We start from the raw sequence: 18,244 nt of genomic DNA on the forward strand, positions 1-18,244 counted from the left end.
CCGCCGCGCGGTTATAGCGCTGCCAAGTTTAAGAACGGCACCCTGGCGCAGGGTGCCGTTCTTTGCATAAAATCAATGGCATCTGCCAAATCTGACCAAATCCGCGTTTCATGTTTACTGGAATTATTGAAGCCCTGGGCACCATAGTAGCCGTTGACAATCAGGGCAGCAACCGCCATTTCACGGTGGCCTCGCCCTTTGCCGCCGAGTTGAAAATTGACCAAAGCGTGGCGCACGACGGTGTGTGCCTGACCGTGGTGGCCGTGAACCCCGCCGCCGGCACGCACGTGGTCACGGCCATCGACGAAACCATGCGCGTCACCAACCTGAACCAGTGGCAGCTTGGCCGCCACGTGAACCTGGAGCGCTGCCTGGCCGCCAACGGCCGCTTCGATGGCCACATTGTGCAAGGCCACGTCGACGCCACGGCCACCTGCCTGAGCGTGACCGACCAGGACGGCTCCTGGCTGTTTCGGTTTGGCCACGCGCCTGGCCCCGGCCGACTCACCGTGGAGAAAGGTTCTATTTGCGTGAACGGCACCAGCCTGACCTGCTTCGAGAGCACCGACGAAGGCTTCACCGTGGCCATCATTCCCTACACCTACGAGCACACCAGCTTTCAGCAGCTGCGCGCGGGCGAAACCGTAAACCTGGAGTTTGACATTGTAGGAAAGTACGTGGCCAAGCTGCTGGGTAAATAAGCGAGGAACCTGAAGGCGGTAGCTGCGTAGAAAGAGGAACCCTCACGTAACGCATTTACCGCCATGTCGAAACGAGAATTAATCGAGCCCAACGAGGGCGACAAACGATACATCCGCCGCGATGAAAAAGGACGAATTACCGATTCGGTCGATTTGAATAAATCCTTGTCGCAAGACGATAAACACAACTCCAAAAAGACCAGCAAGCCCGGCCAGGGCGATAGAGGCGACGGCCACACCGGCAACCGAAAGCCCGCTAAGTAGCCACAAAAAAAGCCCCGTTGAGCTCTCAACGGGGCTTTTTGGTTTAGGATGGCAGCCGAAACCGGAGAAGCAAATGGGCTTAAGTTAGGCCGGGGCGCCCTGAAAGAAAGTACGGGCCCGCTGCAGGGCCTTTGCATCTTGCTGAATATCGTTTGGGCGCGAGCCGGTGCCATAGAGTAGCCCGCCCCAGTGCATGCCCATGGCCTGGGCCGTCAGCATCAGGGAGGCCTCCAGGGGAGCAGCATCGGCTTGGCTGCCGCTGCTTACGATAATGGCCCACAAAGTTTTGCCCTGCATTTTTTCCCTGAACTCCAAGTTGGGTGTGCGCATCCAGGCGTACCAATAATCGAGGTAGTGCTTGGCGGCGGCGGGCAGGCTGTACCAGAGCAACGGAGCGGCGAGCACCAGGTCGGTAGCTTCGAGGGTGGCATCCAGCAGCTTCTGCACGTTGCCGGTGGGCACCGGGAAGGAGCCGTGGTGCCGCATGTCGATGAACTCCGGCAGGGAGAAGTCGCGCAGGTGCAGCCACCGTTGTTTGGTTTGGGGAGGCAACGGGTATGCGGCGCAATATGCCAACTGCTCGCTGTTGCCCAGGCTGCGGGTGCTGCAAAGCAGAAAAAAGAAGTGGCGCGCTACGTCATTCATGTGGAAAACAGTCTAGACGTGGGAGGGCCACAAGCGCGGGGCCCAGCGCCGGTAGGCCGCGGCGGCGGCCCAACCCAGCAAGCTGCCCAGAGCAGCCCCCCCCAGAACATCGGTAGGATAGTGGGCGCCAAGATACATTCGACTATAGGATAATAAGAGAGCCCACGAAAAGACGGTCCATTTTAGCAACCTATACCGGCCTGCGGGAAGCACCACGGACAGAAAAACTGCTAATGCAAATGAGTTGGCCGCGTGTGAGGACAAGAACCCAAATTGCCCACCACACCCATCGGGCAAATGCAGGTAGGTCGCCAGCACGGACTCGTGGCAGGGGCGAGGGCGGGCAAAAAAAGGCTTGAACAAGCGGCTGGTAATGCTGTCGGCCAGGGCCACGGCCGCTATCACCAAAGGCAGCACCAGCAGAGCCCGGCGCCGAAACAGGTAGATGAGGGCCGCAATGAGGAGCACATAGGCTGGTATCCAAACGTTGCGGTCGGAGGCAAAGCCCATCACCTTATCCAGCAGCGGCGTGTGGGCGCGGTTGACGGCCAGCAGCAGCTGCCGGTCAAGCGTTTTAACGGCTTCAAGCATGGGCGAGCCAGTCTACGCCTTTTCGCAGCCAGGCCAGGGTGTTGGCCTCGGGCGTGCCTGGGGCTGGGGCGGCGGGGTTGTAGGCCCAGCCAGTGCGCGGGGGCAGGCTCATGAGAATGGACTCGGTTCGGCCGCCGGTTTCGAGGCCGAAGCGGGTGCCGCGGTCAAACGCCAGGTTGAACTCCGCGTAGCGAGCGCGGCGCAGGCTCTGCCAGGATTCCTCGCGCTCGGCGAAGGGGAGGGCGTGGTTTTCGGCCATAAGCTCGGTATAGAAGGGGCCGAATAGCTCGGCCACGTCTTGCACAAAGCGAAACAGCTCCTCGGCCGAGCCGTCTTTCCCCACGGTGAGTCGGTCGAAGAAGATGCCGCCCACGCCGCGGGTTTCCTGGCGGTGGGGCAAGAAAAAATAATCGTCGGCCCAGCGGGTAAACTTGGGGTAGTACGCCAGATTGTGTTGGTCGCACACGGCGCGCAGCCGCTCGTGGAAGCGGCGGGCCTGGGCCTCGTCCACGTAAATAGGCGTCAAATCGATGCCGCCTCCGAACCAGGCTTCGCCGTTGCCGGCCTCAAAATAGCGCACGTTCATGTGGATGATGGGCACGCGTGGGCTGCGCGGGTGCAGTACCACGCTCACGCCGGTGGCATAAAAAGAGGGGTCGGGCATGTGCAGCTGCCGGGCCGCGGCCTCGCTCATCTGCCCCCATACGGCCGAAAAACCAACCCCGCCTTTTTCGAGGATGCGGCCGTGTTCCAGTACTTTGGAGCGGCCGCCCCCGCCGCCTTCGCGTTCCCACGCATCGGTGAGGAAGTGGGCTGGGCCGGCATCGGCGGCTTCGAGCTGCTGGCACAAGCGCAATTGAAAATCGGCCAACCAGGTTTGGATTTCGGGGCGCGTGGTGGGGGAGGAAGTAGAGGACGTTAGCATTTCACCGCAGAGGACGCAGAATAATTCGCAGAGGGATGGCAGCGGCCGAGTCGGAAGAATAGGCCTCGTTGCCGCCCCAAAGATAGGGTGCCGGGTAGAGCGTACTTTTGTAGCCTAACTTCCCACGCCACCGATGTCCGAATTCGCTGTTTCCGATACCGCCAACCTGGCTTCTACCCGTGTGACGGCTGCTGCGGCCGCTGCCGCCGCGGCTTTCACGGCCCCGGCCGCCCTTCCTGCCCCCGGCCTCGATGCCGAGCTTCTGCGCCGCGCCTTCCGCCTGATGCACACCGCCGCCGCCATGGCCACGCTCTACGAAGAAGAGAAAGCCACGGCCTCGCGCTACGTACACGCCACCGCCCGCGGGCACGAGGCTGTGCAGCTGGCCGCCGCTTTTTTGCTTACCGAAAACGACTACGCCGCCCCTTACTATCGCGACGATGCCCTGCTGCTGGGCCTGGGCCTGCGCCCCTACGAGCTGATGCTGCAGCTGTTGGCCAAAGCCGATGACCCGTTTAGCGGGGGCCGTACCTATTACTCGCACCCCTCGCTACGTCGGGCAGGCATTCCGGTCATTCCTCACCAAAGCTCGGCTACTGGCATGCAGGCCATACCCGCTACAGGCATGGCGCATGCCATTAAGTACCTCGAGTCGGTAGGTGGCGAGCAGCTGGCGGCGAGCAGCGACGCCTTCAAGGCCAAGTGCGCGGCGCTGCGCGCTAATGGCTCGCTGTCGCTGTGTTCCATTGGTGACGGCGCCATGACGGAAGGTGAAGTAGCCGAGGCTCTGCAAATGGCCGTGCTGCACCAACTGCCCATAGTGTACCTGGTGCAGGACAACGACTGGGGCATCTCGGCCACCGGCCGCGAAATGCGGGCCATGAATGCCTACGAGTTTGCGGCGGGCTTCCCAGGCCTGCTGCGCCTGCAGGTGGATGGGGCCGATTTCCGGTCGTCGCACCACGGATTGGTGGAAGCTTTTGCGCACGTGCGGGCCCGCCGCGGGCCAGTGCTCGTGCACGCCAAATGCCCGCTGCTGGGCCACCACACCAGTGGCGTGCGCCGCGAATGGTACCGCAACGACCTGGCCACCCACCAGGAGCAGGACCCGCTGCCGCGCCTGCACCAGTTACTGCTGCAAAGCGGGTTTAACGAAGCCGAACTGGCTGCGCTGGCCACCGAAGCCCAGGCCACGGTGCGCGCCGATTGGAAGGAAGCCCTCGCTGCGCCCAACCCTGACCCCGCCACCTTTGCCGACCATGAGTTTGCCCCGCCAGCCGTGACCGAAGAACGCGGCGAGCGCAGCCCCGCCGGGGCCGACAAAGCCCTGATGGTGGATGCGGCCCTGCATGCCGTCGACGATATTTTGCGGGAGTTCCCTGAGGCCTTGTTCTACGGGCAGGACGTGGGTGGCGAGCTGGGCGGCGTGTTTCGGGAAGCGGCGCTGCTGGCTAAAAAGTACGGCGACTCGCGCGTGTTCAACACGCCCATTCAGGAGGCCTACATTGTGGGCAGCACGGCCGGCATGGCGGCGGTGGGCGCCCGGCCCATAGTCGAAATTCAGTTTGCCGATTACATCTGGCCGGCCCTCAACCAGCTGGTAGAAGAGCTGTCGAAATCCTGCTACCTCACCATGGGTAAGTTTCCCATTCCGGCCCTGATTCGGGTGCCCATTGGGGCCTACGGCGGCGGCGGGCCTTACCACTCGGGCTCCATTGAGAGCACGCTGCTCACCATTCGGGGCATCAAAGTGGTGTACCCAAGCAACGCGGCCGACATGAAGGGCCTCATGCGCGCGGCATTCCTCGACCCCAATCCGGTGATTATGCTGGAGCACAAAGGCCTGTACTGGAGCAAGGTGCCGGGCACCGAAGATGCCAAGACACTGGAGCCCGCCGCGGGCTACGTGGTGCCACTAGGCAAAGCCGCCGTGTCCCAGGCCGCCGACCCCGAAAAGCTGCGGCAGGGCGATACGGCGCTGGTGGTGACCTACGGCATGGGCGTGCACTGGACTAAAACCGCCAGCCGAAACTTTCCCGGCCAAGTTGAAATCCTTGATTTGCGCACGCTCAACCCGCTCGACTTTGATGCCGTAACCGCTGCCACCCGCCGCCACGGCAAGGTGCTCGTTCTCACCGAGGAGCCTCTGATGAACAGCTTTGCCGAAAGTCTGGCGGGTCGCATTCAGCGCCATTGCTTCCAGGAGCTCGACGCGCCGGTCTTTACCCTTGGAGCCGCCAATTTGCCGGCCATTGCCCTGAACGTGGAGCTGGAAAAGCAAATGCTGCCCAGCGCTGCCAAGGTAGCCGACGCCCTCGAAGAGCTACTCGGGTATTAAGAACAGAGCTTAAGCGAAAGGGCCCGCCCGCTGTATTTAGGAACAGCGGGCGGGCCTTTCGCTTGGCGGCGCGGTTTAGAAAGGATAGCCGATGCCGAGGTTGAAGGCTATGGGGTTGGCGCTGGTGTCGAAGTTGCGCAGCGCCCATTTCTGGCCATCGGGAGCGGTGGGGTCATAGACTTTGGTGGCCACGTCGAGGCGCAGAATCAGGAAGGTGAAGTCGAAACGAACGCCAAAGCCCGACCCTACGGCGATTTGCTTGTAGAAAGTATTTGCCTGAAACTGAGCGCCGGGGCGCAGGTATTGCCCCCTTTCGTTTTTGATTTCCTGCAGGCCCCACACGTTGCCAAAATCGGTGAAGAAAGCCCCTTTTACAAAGCTGTAGATGGGAAAGCGGTATTCGGCGCTGCCTTCCAGCAACAGCTCGCCGGGCTGCTCGGTGAGGAAGTCCCGCACCACTTCGCCCTGCCGCGTGGTGCGCAGCGGGGTAAAGCCGCCGGGGCCCAGGCGGCGGGGCTGCCAGGCGCGCAGGCTGGTGGAGCCACCCGCAAAAAACGACTTGTCGTAGGGAATGACGAACTGAGAATTGCTGCCATCTGGCTCCGGGGTGCGCGTGAGGGCGTGCACCACGCCACCGTTGAGGCGCCACACAAAAAAGGTTTTGGGCGTAAGGTGGTGGTAGCGGCGGTAGTCGACGCTGAGGCGGGCGAAGTCGTACACGTTCAGGCCTGTTTGCCGCAGCAGGGCTTCCCGGTACAAGCCGCGCGTGAGGCCTCCAATTTCGGCAAACAGCCGCAGGTAATGCGCGTCGCGGGTCTGGTTGAAGTCGTTGGAGTTGTAGAGTGAGGTGAAGCTAAAGCTGGGCTCAATCAGCTTAACAAATGAGCGAAAAAGTGGTGAGCCCTGGTTGATGCGCAGCGAATCGAGCCGTTCACGAAACAGGTCGCTAGTCTTAAGGGTGTTGACAAACGTGACGACCACCGGAGAGAAGACATATTGGTGAAACGCCGATTTCTGCCAGATGTAGTCGAAGGCAAACTCAAAATTTGAGCGGGTGTATTCGGGACGGCTGACGAAGGTTTCGGAAAGCGTGAAGCGGGTTTTGGGGTTATAGCGCGACAGGAAACGGTTGCTGTTGAACGGAACCAGAAACTGGGGCAGCACCAGCGACGCCGTGGCGCCGAGCTGGGTGGTGTAGACGGCCTCCGTGGTTTCGCTAACGCCGCCGGCTACGCGGCTGAGCTGACCTTCTAAGCCTGCCCGCACGCCCAGCTCCAGCACCTCGGCGCCGCCGAAGGGGTTGCGCGTTTTCAAACGAAGGTTGACGAAAGGCCCGGGCAGGTACGCCACGTAGGTGCCGCCAACTTCGCTGGTTTCCGTGAACTTGGGCGCGGGCGAGGCGTTGATAACGGCAATGAGCTCGCCCTTGGTGGGGTTGATGCCCACGCTGTCGGCCGAGGGTGGGTCGGCTATTTTACGATAGTTGAGGTTGTTGAACCGGAACATGTCCAGGTCGGCCAGCAGGCGCTGGGTTTGCATGGTGCGGTCCAGGTTGTAGCGCTGACCGGGGCGCACCAGCACTTTGCGGGCCAGCAGGCGGGTGCTGTACTTCTGTACGTATGCTGCAAAGCGCACCGAATCGGTAACGGTGGTATCGGTCCGAATCCCAAGCTCGGGCCGGATGCGTCGAACCCCCGGGGCGCCCGCCCGGCGTAGGGTATCGAGCGTAGAGGCCCGCAAGGTGCGGTTCACGCCGGCATCGGTCACGAAGCGAACCTGCCGCAAAGTATACACACGGTGCCCCTGGCCGGGGGCCGGGTTGGCAATAAGGGTGCGCAGGCGCACGGTGTAGGTTTCGAAGCTGGTGTCGGCCTCGAAGGTGATGAACTGCTGCCGAAAATCGAAGTAGCCGGCATTTTTGAGCAGGGTTTCGAGGCGGGTGCGTTCCTGCCCAATCAACTCCTCGTTGTAGCGCTCGTTTTCTTTGAGCACCGACCCATTTTGGGCGGCACTCACCACGGCGGCCACCCCGGAGTCGGCAATGCTGGGGGGCTGCAGGCGGTTCAAAAAAGGCTTGTTTTCGACCACGTTGTAGGTCACCGTCACGCGGCGGTACCGCTTGGCCAAGTCTGCCGAGTCGGGCGTGCTCGGAAAGATGGAGCCAACTCCTTGCAGCACCCGCTTTACCAGGCCGCGGTGGTAGCGGGCCGTGTCGGTGGCCGCCACCGCGGCTCGGAAAAACCCTTGCGAATGCAGAAACGTCGTCATCTGCTCCACGGAGCGCCGCGTGAGCAGGGTGTCGTAGACCACCGGCGCCTCGCCCAGGCGCATGATGGCGTTGCCCTTATCCAGGGCCAGCTGCTTGCGGTTGAGCTTGCGCTCGCGCCGGGCCAGCAGCTTGCCCAGCTTGGCCGAGTCGGTGCTGGCCGCTTGAATGCGGGTATCGTACTCGGTTTGGATGGTCCGCATCTTTTCTTTAATGCGCACCGAGTCGTAGAAATTATAGCCCAACTGGTAGATGGCCAGCTTGGGCAGCGGAAACCGGGTGTTGGGTTTTTGCTGGGCAAGGGCAGTGAGCCGTTCTTTGTCGGCCTGTTCCACTCCCTTAATTTCGACGCGGCTGAGCAGGCGCTCTCCAGGCCGTAGGAGCTTAAACGGCGAGCATGCCGCCAGCAGCGCCAGCGCCAACACCGGGCCCATGGGCCAGCGTAGTCGGCCACCAGGCCGTAGCTTCGAGGAATTCTTAGACAACAATGGTTTCAAAAGCACTTAGCAAATACGTGCAGTCGCTGCACCAAAAGAAGTATCGGCAACGCCACGGGGCGTTCCTGGTGGAAGGCGGCAAAAGCGTGTTGGAGCTGCTAAGTTCCGACCTGGAAACCGAACATGTGCTGGTCACGGCCGAGTTTGCTTCCCAAAACCGTGCGCAGCTGCCCGAGCGCCTTGCCCTGGTGATTGCCACCGAGTATGAATTGACGCAATTGGGTACGCTGGCCACCAACAACACCGCGCTGGCAGTGGCCCGCCTCCCCCAGGAGAAAGCGTTGTCTCCAACGCTGCCGCAATCCGGTTTGTTGCTCGCCCTCGACGAAGTTCGCGACCCCGGCAACCTCGGTACCCTGCTGCGCCTCGCCGATTGGTACGGGCTGCCCGGCGTAGTCCTCAGCCCGGGCTGCGCCGACCCGTACTCGCCCAAAACCGTTTCGGCCACCATGGGCGCCTTTGCACGGGTGCAGCTATGGGAGCGCGACCTGACCGCGTGGCTGCCCACGTTGGCCCCGGGCACGGGCATTTTCGGGGCCGATTTGGAGGGCGACAACGTGCACCGCCTCACCCTGCGCCCCAGCGGCGTGCTGGTGATGGGCAGCGAGTCGCACGGCCTAACCCCGGCGGTGGAGGGCTGCCTCACCCGGCGCCTGCACATTCCGCGAGGCACCAGCGGTGGGGCCGAAAGCCTGAACGTAGCCATCTCGGCCGCCATTTTGCTCGATAATTTTTTTAGAAATCAGTAGCAAGCCGCAGTTATCAAGCGTTCGACTCTTAGCAGTGCTTTCCTGATAGTGTCAACGCTATGCAGCAAAAAGTCCCGGCTCTACACAGAGTCGGGACTTTCGCTTTTAGCAGCAGGCCTCGTTAGTTTCCGAACAGCCGCACGCCGAAGCTCAATACTTGGGTGTCGGGACCGGCGTTGGTTTTGAACAGGCTGTTCATATTGTACTTGGCAAAGAGCTCCAGGCTGCCGTAGCCAATGGTGCCCTGCACGCCATAGAGGAAGTTCTCCATGTTGTAGCTGCCCTCTTCTTTGTCCTTAATGGTGTTGCCTTCAGTGGTGTACTTCAGCTTGGTCCAGGACTTGATGCGGTAGCCCACAAAGCCGCCGGCGCCCACGGCAAAGGTGTTTTTATAGTGCTTGTCGCGCAGTTGCATGCGCAGCATTACGGGCAGGTTGACGGAGGAGGTGCCGAGCTTGCTCTTTTGGTACTGGCGGCCGTCAGTTTCGCGTACCACGCTGGTGATTCCGTCCTGGCTCACCCACTTGTTATTACCGCTCAGCATGTAGTTGTTGAAAGCGAAGTGGGGGCCGAAGGTGAGGCTCATGGGGCTGCGCTTGCCGCCGAGGCGGGTGTTCCAGTCCAGGCCGATGTTGACGTAGCGCGAGCCTTCGGTGCGCAGGTCCGCTGCTTCCGACTGGCCCGGCGTAGCGCTGATGTTCTTCTGGTTCACGAGGGCATTCAGCCCCAGGTCCAAAGTCAGGTCAGAAGAAGTGCGTTTGTTTTCGATTTGGCGCAAGCGGGCCGAATCACGCGCGGCAGCACGTTGCTCCTTGGTTTTGGGGTTAGATTTCCGGATGTTGGTATCGCCGTCGTCGTCGGTCGTCACGTCGATGCCGAATTTTTTGTTCAGGAGGACAACCACCGCGCTGCTTTTAGGCTGCTTTCTGTGGGTAGTGATGCGGATTTGCTCGGGCAGGTTTTTGCCGGGCTGGTCTTTGTCGGGGTAAAACTGCATGGTCACCCGGTCGGTGGTGGCGGTTTTGGCGGCCGCTTCAGCCTGCATGATGTAGCCGGCTAGGCGCGAGGTGAGCGAGTCGAGCTGGTAGTTCTTCATCTGGCGCAGCTGGGCGGCGTCGCGAACCACCATGGTGATGGTGGCCTGGTTGGGCAGCTTGATGACAATGGTGTCTTTAACGAAAGAGCGGCTGCTCAAGCGGGAGGCCTGGGCTGCGTTTAGCCCAGCGCCCAGCACCAAGAGCAACAGAAAAAAGGAGAGAAAAGCGCGTTGCATGATTTCTAGGAATAAAAAAATTAGAGTTGAATGGACTTGGTGAGGGTGCGGCCGCCTACGGTGGCACGCACGGTCACGTTTTCGGGAAGGCCGGTTACCTCGGCCAGGCTCACCCGCTCGCCGCGCACCAGGTGGCCGGCCTGCTGCAGAAGGCGGCCCCCCAGCCGCCGCCGTTCTTCGGGAGCATCGGCGGTGGCTGCCACCGTGGCAGCCAGGTTGGCAATTTTGGAGGGTTGAACTGCTGGCTGGCTGCCGCTGCGCACGTCTACGGTAATGAGCTCGCCGGTGGTGGCCAGGCTGGGGGCGGGCACTGCCGGAGCGGGGACGTTTTCCGCCGCCGTGGCAGGTTTGGGGAGGCTGGCCACTACGGGTGGGGCAGTGGGCCGCGGCTCGTCAGCAGCGGCTGGCCTAATTGGGGCCGGGCGGGTGGCAGACCGGGCAGCCGTGCGGGCCACGAGGGGAGCTTTTGCGGTAGCCGCGTCCGGCTGCCGGTTGGTTCCTGACAAGTGGCGAGGCGACTGCCCGGGGGCTGACATCCTGGCCTTTGGTGTGGTAGATGCGAGGCTGCGGGAGCGGGTTGCCTCGGAGGTAGAAATTTTTTGATTGGTGTTCTCAGCAGCGGTTTTGGGTTGCTCTGGCAACGTGGCGGCTACCGTGGCGGGCTGCTCGGCAGCATTTGAGAAGTTCGTTTCTGGGGCGGTTCCGGTCTGCAGCTTAGGTGCCACCGATTGGTTGCGTGGGGTGGGGTTTTGCTGAGTGGCAATGGTCCCGCGGGATGAGTTGCCTGAAGGAAAGCCCAGCCACAGGCCGGCGCCGCCCGCTACCAGCAGCAGGGCCAGCGCGGCGGCCAGGGCCATGGGCCACCAGGCAGCGGCCCGGCGCTTGCGGGGGCGCAGGTGCTCGTCTTCGAGGCGCTCCCACAGCTCGCGGCTGGGCGGCGTGGCATGGGCATTCAGCCCTTGCTTAAATAGCCGGTCAAGGCGCTCGTCGGTTGCTGCCGGAGTGGGCTCAGCGGGCGGCCCGGCCTGGAGCCGGGCCCACAGCGCATCGCCGGGCGGCGAGGAATGGCCGTCCAGTTTATCGCGGAATAAGTCGTCTATATTTTCGAGTGACATGATATCAGTTACTGGCAATGGCGGAAAATTGAATCCGGCGCTGGAGCATGGCGCGGGCCTTGCTCAACTGCGACTTGCTGGTGCCTTCCGAGATGCCCAGTAGCTCGGCTATTTCCTGGTGGCCGTAGCCTTCCAGGGCATACAGGTTGAACACCGTGCGGTAGCCGGCGGGCAGCCCGGCCAACAAGCCCATCAGGTCTTCGGCTTGGAGCTGGGTGTCGGCGGTGGCAGCGGTAGTGGCCAGGTTTTCGGGCTGGGGAAAATCCTCAAACGACACGGTCATCATTTCGCGCTGGCGCAGCTGCATCAGGGCTTCGTTGACCATGATGCGGCGCACCCAGCCCTCGAAGCTGCCTTCGAAGCGGTAGTTGGGCAGGGCCCGAAACATCTTGGCAAACCCCAGCAGCAGGGCTTCTTCGGCATCTTCGCGGCGCTTGAGGTAGCGGCGGCACACGGTCAGCATCAGCCCGGCCAGTTGGTCGTAGAGCTGGCGCTGGGCCCGGTGCTCGCCCCGCACACACGCAGCGATGAGGTCGGCTTCGGTTGTCACGGTAAGGGTTGGCAAAGTGCAGAAACAATGGTGAGTTAGCGCGTCAGATGCGAAAGTAGGGAAGAGGGTTGCCTGAGCCGCCAAAAAAATTCCTCTGTTTTCACCCAGCCGGCCCCGGCTCTGGGCGGTCCGTCCGTGTAGAATTTCCTACCGAGTGACCCAGTGTTGCGTATGCAGAGTGTATACTTCCTGGTTTATCGCCCTTATGCTGCTCAATACCAAACTACCCTTTCGTTATATCGTGAAAGATATTATGCCCGATACCATTCGGGTATTACTCATATCCGTTGCCTTTCAGCTGCTGAAAATGTTTTATGCTGGGTGGCTGCCCCAGATACCGCTGCAGCTGCCTACGGTGCTGGGGGGCTCGATTTCCTTGCTGCTGGCCTTCAAAATTAGCCAGTCATATGACCGGTGGTGGGAAGCGCGCAAAGTGTGGGGCGCTATTGTGAACGACTCCCGCTCGCTTGTAGTGCAGGTAGCCAGCTTTGTTCAGGAAGATGAGCTGGAGAGAGGGGCTCCCGAAAATGCGCTAAAGCTATTGGCCTACCGCCAGATAGCCTGGTGCTACAGCTTGGGCCAGTCGTTGCGAGGCCAGGACGGGGCCGCCAACCTTGCCGAGTTTTTAACTGAGAAGGAGCTGGCCTACGTCCTGCGGCACAACAATAAGCCCCTGGCCCTGATAGCGTTGCACGCCCGCCAGATAAAGGGACTCTTTCAGGCCAAAGCCCTCAATGCCTTCCAGCAAGTGCAGCTAGACTCTACTCTGGTGCGGCTGGTTGATGCCCAGGGCCGGGCCGAACGCATTAACAGCACGGTGTTTCCCTCCAGCTACCGCCTGCTGGTGTACCTGTTTATCTACCTCTTCTTGGGCACCCTCTCGCTGGGGCTGGTCGAGACCATGGGGCTGTGGGAAGTTCCGCTGCTGTTGGCCATCGCTAGCACCTATTTCCTGCTGGAGCGCACCGCCCGCTACCTGCAAGACCCATTCAGCAACCGGCCTACCGACACGCCCGTTACGTCTATTGCCCGCACCATAGAAATCAACCTCAAGCAGCTGTTGCAGGAAGAAGAAGTGCCTGCGCCGGTGAAAGCTGACTCGTATTATTTGATGTAGGCCGCGGGCCGGAACCCCCGCAGCCGCAACGAGTTGGTGAGCACCGATACCGAGCTCAGCGCCATGGCCCCGGCTGCGAGCATGGGCGAAAGCAGCACGCCGAAGAAGGGGTAGAGCACGCCGGCCGCAATCGGAATGCCCAGCGTATTATATACGAAGGCAAAGAACAGGTTTTGCCGGATGGTGCGCATGGTTTGGCGCGACAAGTCGATGGCCGTCACCACGCCGTGCAGGTCGGAACGCATGAGTGTGATGCCGGCCGCCTCCATGGCCACGTCCGTGCCCGAGCCAATGGCAAGGCCGATGTCGGCCTGGGCCAGCGCCGGGGCGTCGTTGATGCCGTCACCCACCATGGCCACCACGCGGCCTTCGGCCTGCAGCTCCTGCACCTTGCCGGCTTTGTCCTGCGGCAGCACCTCGGCGAAGTAGCGCTTGATGCCCACTTGCTGCGCCACCCGGGCAGCCGTTTGCGGGTTGTCGCCGGTCATCATCACCACTTCCAGGCCCAGCGCCTGCAGGCGCTGGATGGCCGCCGCCGAAGTGTCGCGCACCGTATCGGCTACGGCAACCAAGCCGACAGCCTGGCCCCCGACGGCTACATAAAGCACGGTTTGGGCTTGCGCCAGGAGTCGCTCGGCCTGCGCGTTTAGCTCGGAGGGCAGGCTAATGCCTTCGTCGGCTAGCAGGCGGCGGTTGCCTACCAGCACCGGCTGGCCCGCCACGTCGGCGGCTGCGCCTTTGCCCTCAATGGCGCGGAATCCGGTGGCGGGTAGAGCGCTAATTCCCTGGGCCTCGGCATAGCGCACTACTGCTTCGGCCAGCGGATGCTCGGAGCTGCGCTCCACGGCGGCGACCAGTGCTATTAAGTGAGAAAGGTCGTGACCGGGACTGGACAGAAACTCAGTCACAGCAGGTTCGCCGCGGGTGATGGTACCGGTTTTGTCAAGCAGCACGGTATTCACTTGGTAAGCCTTTTCCAGCGCTTCGGCATTGCGGATGAGCACGCCGTGCTCGGCGCCCTTGCCCGTGCCCACCATGATGGCGGTGGGGGTGGCGAGCCCCAGCGCGCAGGGGCAGGCAATGATGAGCACCGCCACAAAATTGACCAGCGCCAGCGGCAGGCGGGTTTCGGCCGGCGATACGGCAAACCACACGGCAAACGTGAGCAAGGCAATGACCACCACCGTGGGCACAAATACGGCGCTGACTTTATCGGCCAGGCGCTGAATGGGCGCCCGGCTGCCTTGGGCGTCTTCCACCAGCCGCACAATCTGGGCGAGCATGGTGTCAGCGCCCACCTTGGTTACGCGGAAGCGGAAAGAGCCGGTTTTGTTGAGGGTGGCCCCGAACACCGGGTCGCCGGTTTTTTTGTCGACAGGCAGGCTTTCGCCTGTTAGCATGGCTTCGTCAATGGCCGACTGGCCTTCAATGATGTGCCCATCGGTGGCCACTTTTTCGCCGGGGCGCACCAGAATGACGTCGCCCAACTGCACCTGCTCGATGGGCAGGTCAACTTCCTCGCCGTTGGGACGCACCACGCGAGCGGTTTTGCTTTGCAGGCCCATTAAGGCCCTAATGGCCGCCGAGGTTCGGGTTTTGGCGCGCAGTTCCAGCACCTTGCCCAGCAAGATGAGGGCGATGATGGTGGCGGTGGTGTCGTAGTATACTTCAGGCATGAGGCCACGGCTGGTGAAGAACCCCGGCACCACGGTTGCCGCCACGCTATACAAAAAGGCCGCGCCGGTGCCGATGGCAATCAGGGTGTCCATGTTGGCGGTGCGGTGCCGGAAGCTGTTCCAGGCCGACACGTAGAACTCCCGGCCGCTAAACAGCAGCACCGGCAGGGTGAGCAGGAGCAGACCGTAGTTCAGCCACTGCATGTTTACCTGAGCCATCAGGGCGGGCCAAAGCATGAGCATGCTCAGGGGCATGATGACGGCCGCCAGCACCGCGGCTACCCAAAAGCGCCGCTTGATGCTTTGGTAAGCCAGGGCTTTTTGGCGGTCTATTTCTTCGGTACGCTCGGCGGCGCTGGTGTCCGGCGCCTGTTCCACTACGCCGTAGCCGGCCTGCACCACGGCTTCTTTAAGCGCGGCGGGCGTGGCCAGGTCGGGCAGGTACTCAATGGTTGCTTTTTCAGTGGCGTAGTTCACCACGGCGCTTTGCACACCGGGCGTGCGGGCCAGCGACTTTTGCACGAAGGAGGCGCACGAGGCGCAGGTCATGCCTTCAATGTCGAGGGTTGTGGTTTCGGGAGAGGGTGACATATTGCAGGTAACTCTATTTATACAGAAAGGGAACAAGCCGGCTCGGCGCCAGCCAACCCAATGGGCAGCACAAAGGAACGGCTCACGCGAACCGGCCTCGGTACATAATCACCAACAAAACATGCAGAATTAGAATGCCCGGCCCGCGGGTGCTATACCCCCATAATTCTGTTTGCAACGTGCATGATTGTGATGGGCATAGCTGCCAAAATCGACAGACCCACTCGCCCCAACGGAGCGGGCGGGCCACGCCACACTGCCAGGTTCGCACTCTGCTAATGCTCCTCCCGCGCCAGCCGCAAGCGCCCGGCTTGCGTAGCTTGCACTCCCGGTCGGGCAAAACCAGCCTTCCCACCAATTGGCGGCAGCCTTTGCCGCCCGCTTCTCATTCAGCCCCGCATGGATTTGCTCACGGTTTCAGGTATCAGCCTAACGGAACGGGAAACGGTAGTGCTGCAGAACGTGAGCTTCACCCAGCAGGCCGGCCAAAAGGTTGCGCTGGCCGGCGAGTCAGGCACTGGCAAAAGCACTTTGCTGCAGGTAATAGCCGGCCTCATTCAGCCCAGCGCCGGAGAGGTGCACGCCAACGGCAGCCGCGTGCGTGGGCCCGCCGACATCCTAGTGCCCGACCACCCCGGCGTGGCCTACCTCACCCAAAATTCGGCCCTGCCGCATTCACTGCGCGTCGAGCAGGTGCTGCGCTACGCCAACAAGCGCCCCGCCGCCGAGGCCCAAGCTCTTTACGAGCTGTGCCACATCAGCCACCTGGCCGAGCGCCGCACCGACCAACTCTCCGGCGGCGAGCAGCAACGGGTGGCCCTGGCGCGCCTGCTGCTGGGGTCGCCCCGGCTGTTGCTGCTTGACGAGCCGTTTTCCAACCTGGACCGCGTGCACAAGCGCATCCTGCAGGGCATCATAGAGGACCTGGGCCAGCGCCTGGGCATAACCTGCCTGCTGGTTTCGCACGACCCGGCCGACACCTTGTCGTGGGCTGATGAAATAATGGTGATGCGCCAGGGCCGCATTGTGCAGCAGGGCCCGCCCGAGCAAGTCTATCAGCAACCCGTGGATGAATACACTGCGGCTTTATTCGGCGACTATAATATTGTGCGCGGGGCCGACCGCCAGGCCCTGGCACCGGTAGTTAAGCGCAAGGCTGCCGAAACCGTGCTGCTGGTTCGGCCCGAGCAGTTTGTGCTCGGCCCCCAGTCTCGCGGCACCCTGCTTGGCACAGTGAAAGCTGTTCGATTTTATGGAAGCTATTATGAGCTGGAAATTGTCCTTCCCGAAACCATGATACGGGTCCGGACTGCTCGCAATGAATGGAAGCCAGGGAGTTTAGTGCCGATTTCTGTATTGCCGGGCGCTGAATGGAATATGAAGAAGTAATAATATTTGGTGCATTGCTAACGAACTAGTTTGCAGGTTATCTAATGCGACTGCTTATTAAATTGCTGGTTGTCAATCTATAATTTCGAAATAAAAGCGCTGACTGCTTATGCTATTCATTATGCATCTCCTCAAAGTATAAGCGAAAGAAATTATTTTCATATTAATAATATGATATAAAGAGGAAATAGTGTTTCTTTGGCGGGTTGATTGTGAATTTTAGCCCAGTACCCGCCCTATGATGCACGCTCCATTGTCTACTCTTACTTTTTTTCCGGTCTCGTGTAGAGATGGTTCCTCGCTGTTGCGTGGCCGCACACGGCGGGCCCTAACGGCTGAAGAGATAACCAAAACCTGTGAAGTGCTGCTCGCGGCAGCTCTGCGGCGGCGCTGTCGGTACTGGCTGCTCGACGGACGGGTGAGTCCGCAGGAGCAGCCAGCCGCACTGCACGAGTGGCTGGAGGAAGACTACTTTCCAAGGGTTCGGGCCCAGTTGGGGCTATTTCCGTGCATTGCGATGGTGGTGGCGCCCTCCATGTGGCAGGGCCTGCAACAGCCCAGCCTCGACCCGCTGAGTGCCTGGCCAGCCTGGGGCGCCCGGGTAGGTTGGTTTAAAGAAGAGGAACCCGCTTTGGCTTGGCTCCGGAAGCAAGGTGCCCACGAATGCGGGCCCAAGTCAATGCTTCCGCCAGCCTTGGACTATAAAAAACAGGGCGAGCAACTGCGATTTAACTTTTAAGGTTTCTCAACCTGTTTCTATTGGCCGTAGCGAACAGGCCGCAGCACACAACAAGGACTCCTTACGCACCCTTCGCAGTGCAATATTAAAGTCGAGGCAATCCGCGTAGCCTCAGAGCGTGTTCGGATTTTGCTTGATTCGTAAATAGCACGTCATGCTGAGCTTGTCGAAGCAGTTCTACCGCTCCGTTGAATGGCACTAACGAAGCGGTAGAGCTGCTTCGACAAGCTCAGCATGACGTTTCTTCGAATTCCCAAACACGCTCATATAATATAGGATAGACCGAAAAAGGCCCGCAAAGTATGCGGGCCTTTTTCGGTCTAAAGACTCAATAAACTTGTTATTGGCGCATAAAACGCCATTGCCTAATACTGCCCAATCGAGAGCAGCACTAGGGTACAGGCTTCCTCGGTTTGAATGCCGCGCTCGTGAGCCAGGCGCTCAAGTTCCGGGTTCTCGGTGCCCGGATTAAACAAGATGCGTTTGGGCTTCAAGTCCAGGATGTAGTCGTACCAAACGGGCTGGTTGCGGGTGCCCACGTAGAGCGTGACGGTATCAATGTCATCGGCCTGGGGGCGGTCGGTGTGGATGTCCAGGCCCGCCACTTGGCCCTTGCGTAGGCCCACGGGCACCACTTCGTGGCCATGGTTTTTCAACATGTGGGCTGCGCGAAACGAGTAGCGGTCCGGATTGTCGGAAGCGCCGAGAACGAGGGTCTTTTTCATAGGAGTAAGTAGCGGCGGGCAGTTGGCCCACCGCCTGAGATGATGCTGAAACAAACGATTACTTCCTGCAGATACGAAAAACCCCAGAGCACA

General features: G+C 61.1%; 16 protein-coding genes. 7 read left to right on the plus strand and 9 right to left on the minus strand.

The genetic code is table 11. From position 1 onward, the window contains the following. Positions 1 to 110: 110 nt before the first annotated feature. Together BMZ66_RS03280 and BMZ66_RS03285 are read left to right on the plus strand one after the other, a co-directional pair. Entirely contained in the window at positions 111 to 701 is a 591-nt protein-coding gene (locus BMZ66_RS03280; protein ID WP_092668917.1) for a riboflavin synthase, read from the plus strand. A 63-nt stretch (positions 702 to 764) separates the two neighbouring features. Beyond that, on the plus strand, positions 765 to 965 hold the full coding sequence (locus tag BMZ66_RS03285) for a hypothetical protein (protein WP_092668919.1): 201 nt from the start codon (positions 765 to 767) through the stop codon (positions 963 to 965). Between the two features lie 84 nt (positions 966 to 1,049). On the opposite strand, the gene BMZ66_RS03290 is transcribed toward BMZ66_RS03285, so the two are convergent. The 3 genes from BMZ66_RS03290 to hemF are packed head-to-tail and all read right to left on the minus strand — an operon-like array spanning position 1,050 to position 3,126. Continuing rightward, complete coding sequence (locus tag BMZ66_RS03290) at positions 1,050 to 1,610, minus strand: flavodoxin family protein (RefSeq protein WP_092668921.1); 561 nt, start codon at positions 1,608 to 1,610, stop codon at positions 1,050 to 1,052. Between the two features lie 12 nt (positions 1,611 to 1,622). Beyond that, entirely contained in the window at positions 1,623 to 2,201 is a 579-nt protein-coding gene (locus tag BMZ66_RS03295) for a phosphatase PAP2 family protein (protein WP_092668923.1), read from the minus strand. Next, the gene (gene hemF / locus BMZ66_RS03300; RefSeq protein WP_092668925.1) at positions 2,194 to 3,126 is read right to left on the minus strand and encodes an oxygen-dependent coproporphyrinogen oxidase; all 933 of its coding nucleotides are present in this window, start codon (positions 3,124 to 3,126) and stop codon (positions 2,194 to 2,196) included. Before hemF ends, BMZ66_RS03295 begins: the two co-directional genes overlap by 8 nt. A gap of 133 nt (positions 3,127 to 3,259) precedes the next feature. On the opposite strand from hemF, the gene BMZ66_RS03305 reads away from it, so the two are divergent. Continuing rightward, positions 3,260 to 5,464, plus strand: coding sequence for an alpha-ketoacid dehydrogenase subunit alpha/beta (locus BMZ66_RS03305; RefSeq protein ID WP_092668927.1), 2,205 nt, complete (start codon positions 3,260 to 3,262; stop codon positions 5,462 to 5,464). Positions 5,465 to 5,539: 75 nt separating this feature from the next. Here BMZ66_RS03305 and tamL read toward each other — a convergent pair whose 3' ends face one another. Next, the gene (tamL, locus tag BMZ66_RS03310) at positions 5,540 to 8,215 is read right to left on the minus strand and encodes a translocation and assembly module lipoprotein TamL (RefSeq protein WP_143080035.1); all 2,676 of its coding nucleotides are present in this window, start codon (positions 8,213 to 8,215) and stop codon (positions 5,540 to 5,542) included. Between the two features lie 2 nt (positions 8,216 to 8,217). Here tamL and BMZ66_RS03315 point away from each other — a divergent pair, with 2 nt between their 5' ends. Beyond that, positions 8,218 to 8,976, plus strand: coding sequence for an RNA methyltransferase (locus tag BMZ66_RS03315; protein WP_092668931.1), 759 nt, complete (start codon positions 8,218 to 8,220; stop codon positions 8,974 to 8,976). 121 nt (positions 8,977 to 9,097) lie between these two features. Here BMZ66_RS03315 and BMZ66_RS03320 read toward each other — a convergent pair whose 3' ends face one another. From BMZ66_RS03320 to BMZ66_RS03330, 3 genes are read right to left on the minus strand one after another with little or no spacing between them, the layout of a single operon-like run. Next, on the minus strand, positions 9,098 to 10,249 hold the full coding sequence (locus BMZ66_RS03320; protein ID WP_092668933.1) for an outer membrane beta-barrel protein: 1,152 nt from the start codon (positions 10,247 to 10,249) through the stop codon (positions 9,098 to 9,100). 20 nt (positions 10,250 to 10,269) lie between these two features. Then, complete coding sequence (locus tag BMZ66_RS03325) at positions 10,270 to 11,364, minus strand: hypothetical protein (RefSeq protein ID WP_092668935.1); 1,095 nt, start codon at positions 11,362 to 11,364, stop codon at positions 10,270 to 10,272. A gap of 4 nt (positions 11,365 to 11,368) precedes the next feature. Continuing rightward, entirely contained in the window at positions 11,369 to 11,929 is a 561-nt protein-coding gene (locus tag BMZ66_RS03330) for an RNA polymerase sigma factor (protein WP_234794956.1), read from the minus strand. Between the two features lie 226 nt (positions 11,930 to 12,155). Here BMZ66_RS03330 and BMZ66_RS03335 point away from each other — a divergent pair, with 226 nt between their 5' ends. Then, positions 12,156 to 13,031 carry a bestrophin family protein gene (locus tag BMZ66_RS03335; protein WP_234794957.1) on the plus strand — a complete coding sequence of 292 codons (876 nt, stop codon included), beginning with the start codon at positions 12,156 to 12,158 and terminating at the stop codon, positions 13,029 to 13,031. Here the strand turns inward: BMZ66_RS03335 and BMZ66_RS03340 are convergent. Next, a complete protein-coding gene (locus BMZ66_RS03340) occupies positions 13,019 to 15,298 on the minus strand; it encodes a heavy metal translocating P-type ATPase (protein ID WP_092668939.1) in 2,280 nt (759 codons plus the stop codon). The two genes, BMZ66_RS03335 and BMZ66_RS03340, sit on opposite strands and share 13 nt — an antisense overlap. 399 nt (positions 15,299 to 15,697) lie before the next feature. Here BMZ66_RS03340 and BMZ66_RS03345 point away from each other — a divergent pair, with 399 nt between their 5' ends. Both BMZ66_RS03345 and BMZ66_RS03350 read left to right on the plus strand, forming a co-directional pair. Then, complete coding sequence (locus BMZ66_RS03345; protein WP_092668941.1) at positions 15,698 to 16,687, plus strand: ABC transporter ATP-binding protein; 990 nt, start codon at positions 15,698 to 15,700, stop codon at positions 16,685 to 16,687. A gap of 238 nt (positions 16,688 to 16,925) precedes the next feature. Next, positions 16,926 to 17,426: a hypothetical protein gene (locus BMZ66_RS03350; RefSeq protein ID WP_143080036.1), complete on the plus strand. Its 501-nt coding sequence runs from the start codon at positions 16,926 to 16,928 to the stop codon at positions 17,424 to 17,426. Between the two features lie 365 nt (positions 17,427 to 17,791). On the opposite strand, the gene BMZ66_RS03355 is transcribed toward BMZ66_RS03350, so the two are convergent. Further along, positions 17,792 to 18,151 carry a CoA-binding protein gene (locus BMZ66_RS03355; RefSeq protein ID WP_092668945.1) on the minus strand — a complete coding sequence of 120 codons (360 nt, stop codon included), beginning with the start codon at positions 18,149 to 18,151 and terminating at the stop codon, positions 17,792 to 17,794. Positions 18,152 to 18,244 lie beyond the last annotated feature (93 nt).

The organism is Hymenobacter arizonensis, assembly GCF_900115775.1.
Taxonomy (GTDB): Bacteria; Bacteroidota; Bacteroidia; order Cytophagales; family Hymenobacteraceae; genus Hymenobacter; species Hymenobacter arizonensis.

Bases quoted from the DNA above. Each gene is read 5' to 3' on its own strand.
- BMZ66_RS03340 (WP_092668939.1), bottom strand. From the start codon at position 15,298: ATGTCACCCTCTCCCGAAACCACAACCCTCGACATTGAAGGCATGACC.
- BMZ66_RS03350 (WP_143080036.1), top strand. From the start codon at position 16,926: ATGATGCACGCTCCATTGTCTACTCTTACTTTTTTTCCGGTCTCGTGT.
- BMZ66_RS03320 (WP_092668933.1), bottom strand. From the start codon at position 10,249: ATGCAACGCGCTTTTCTCTCCTTTTTTCTGTTGCTCTTGGTGCTGGGC.
- BMZ66_RS03355 (WP_092668945.1), bottom strand. From the start codon at position 18,151: ATGAAAAAGACCCTCGTTCTCGGCGCTTCCGACAATCCGGACCGCTAC.
- BMZ66_RS03290 (WP_092668921.1), bottom strand. From the start codon at position 1,610: ATGAATGACGTAGCGCGCCACTTCTTTTTTCTGCTTTGCAGCACCCGC.
- BMZ66_RS03325 (WP_092668935.1), bottom strand. From the start codon at position 11,364: ATGTCACTCGAAAATATAGACGACTTATTCCGCGATAAACTGGACGGC.
- hemF (WP_092668925.1), bottom strand. From the start codon at position 3,126: ATGCTAACGTCCTCTACTTCCTCCCCCACCACGCGCCCCGAAATCCAA.
- BMZ66_RS03285 (WP_092668919.1), top strand. From the start codon at position 765: ATGTCGAAACGAGAATTAATCGAGCCCAACGAGGGCGACAAACGATAC.
- BMZ66_RS03315 (WP_092668931.1), top strand. From the start codon at position 8,218: ATGGTTTCAAAAGCACTTAGCAAATACGTGCAGTCGCTGCACCAAAAG.
- BMZ66_RS03345 (WP_092668941.1), top strand. From the start codon at position 15,698: ATGGATTTGCTCACGGTTTCAGGTATCAGCCTAACGGAACGGGAAACG.
- BMZ66_RS03305 (WP_092668927.1), top strand. From the start codon at position 3,260: ATGTCCGAATTCGCTGTTTCCGATACCGCCAACCTGGCTTCTACCCGT.
- BMZ66_RS03280 (WP_092668917.1), top strand. From the start codon at position 111: ATGTTTACTGGAATTATTGAAGCCCTGGGCACCATAGTAGCCGTTGAC.
- BMZ66_RS03295 (WP_092668923.1), bottom strand. From the start codon at position 2,201: ATGCTTGAAGCCGTTAAAACGCTTGACCGGCAGCTGCTGCTGGCCGTC.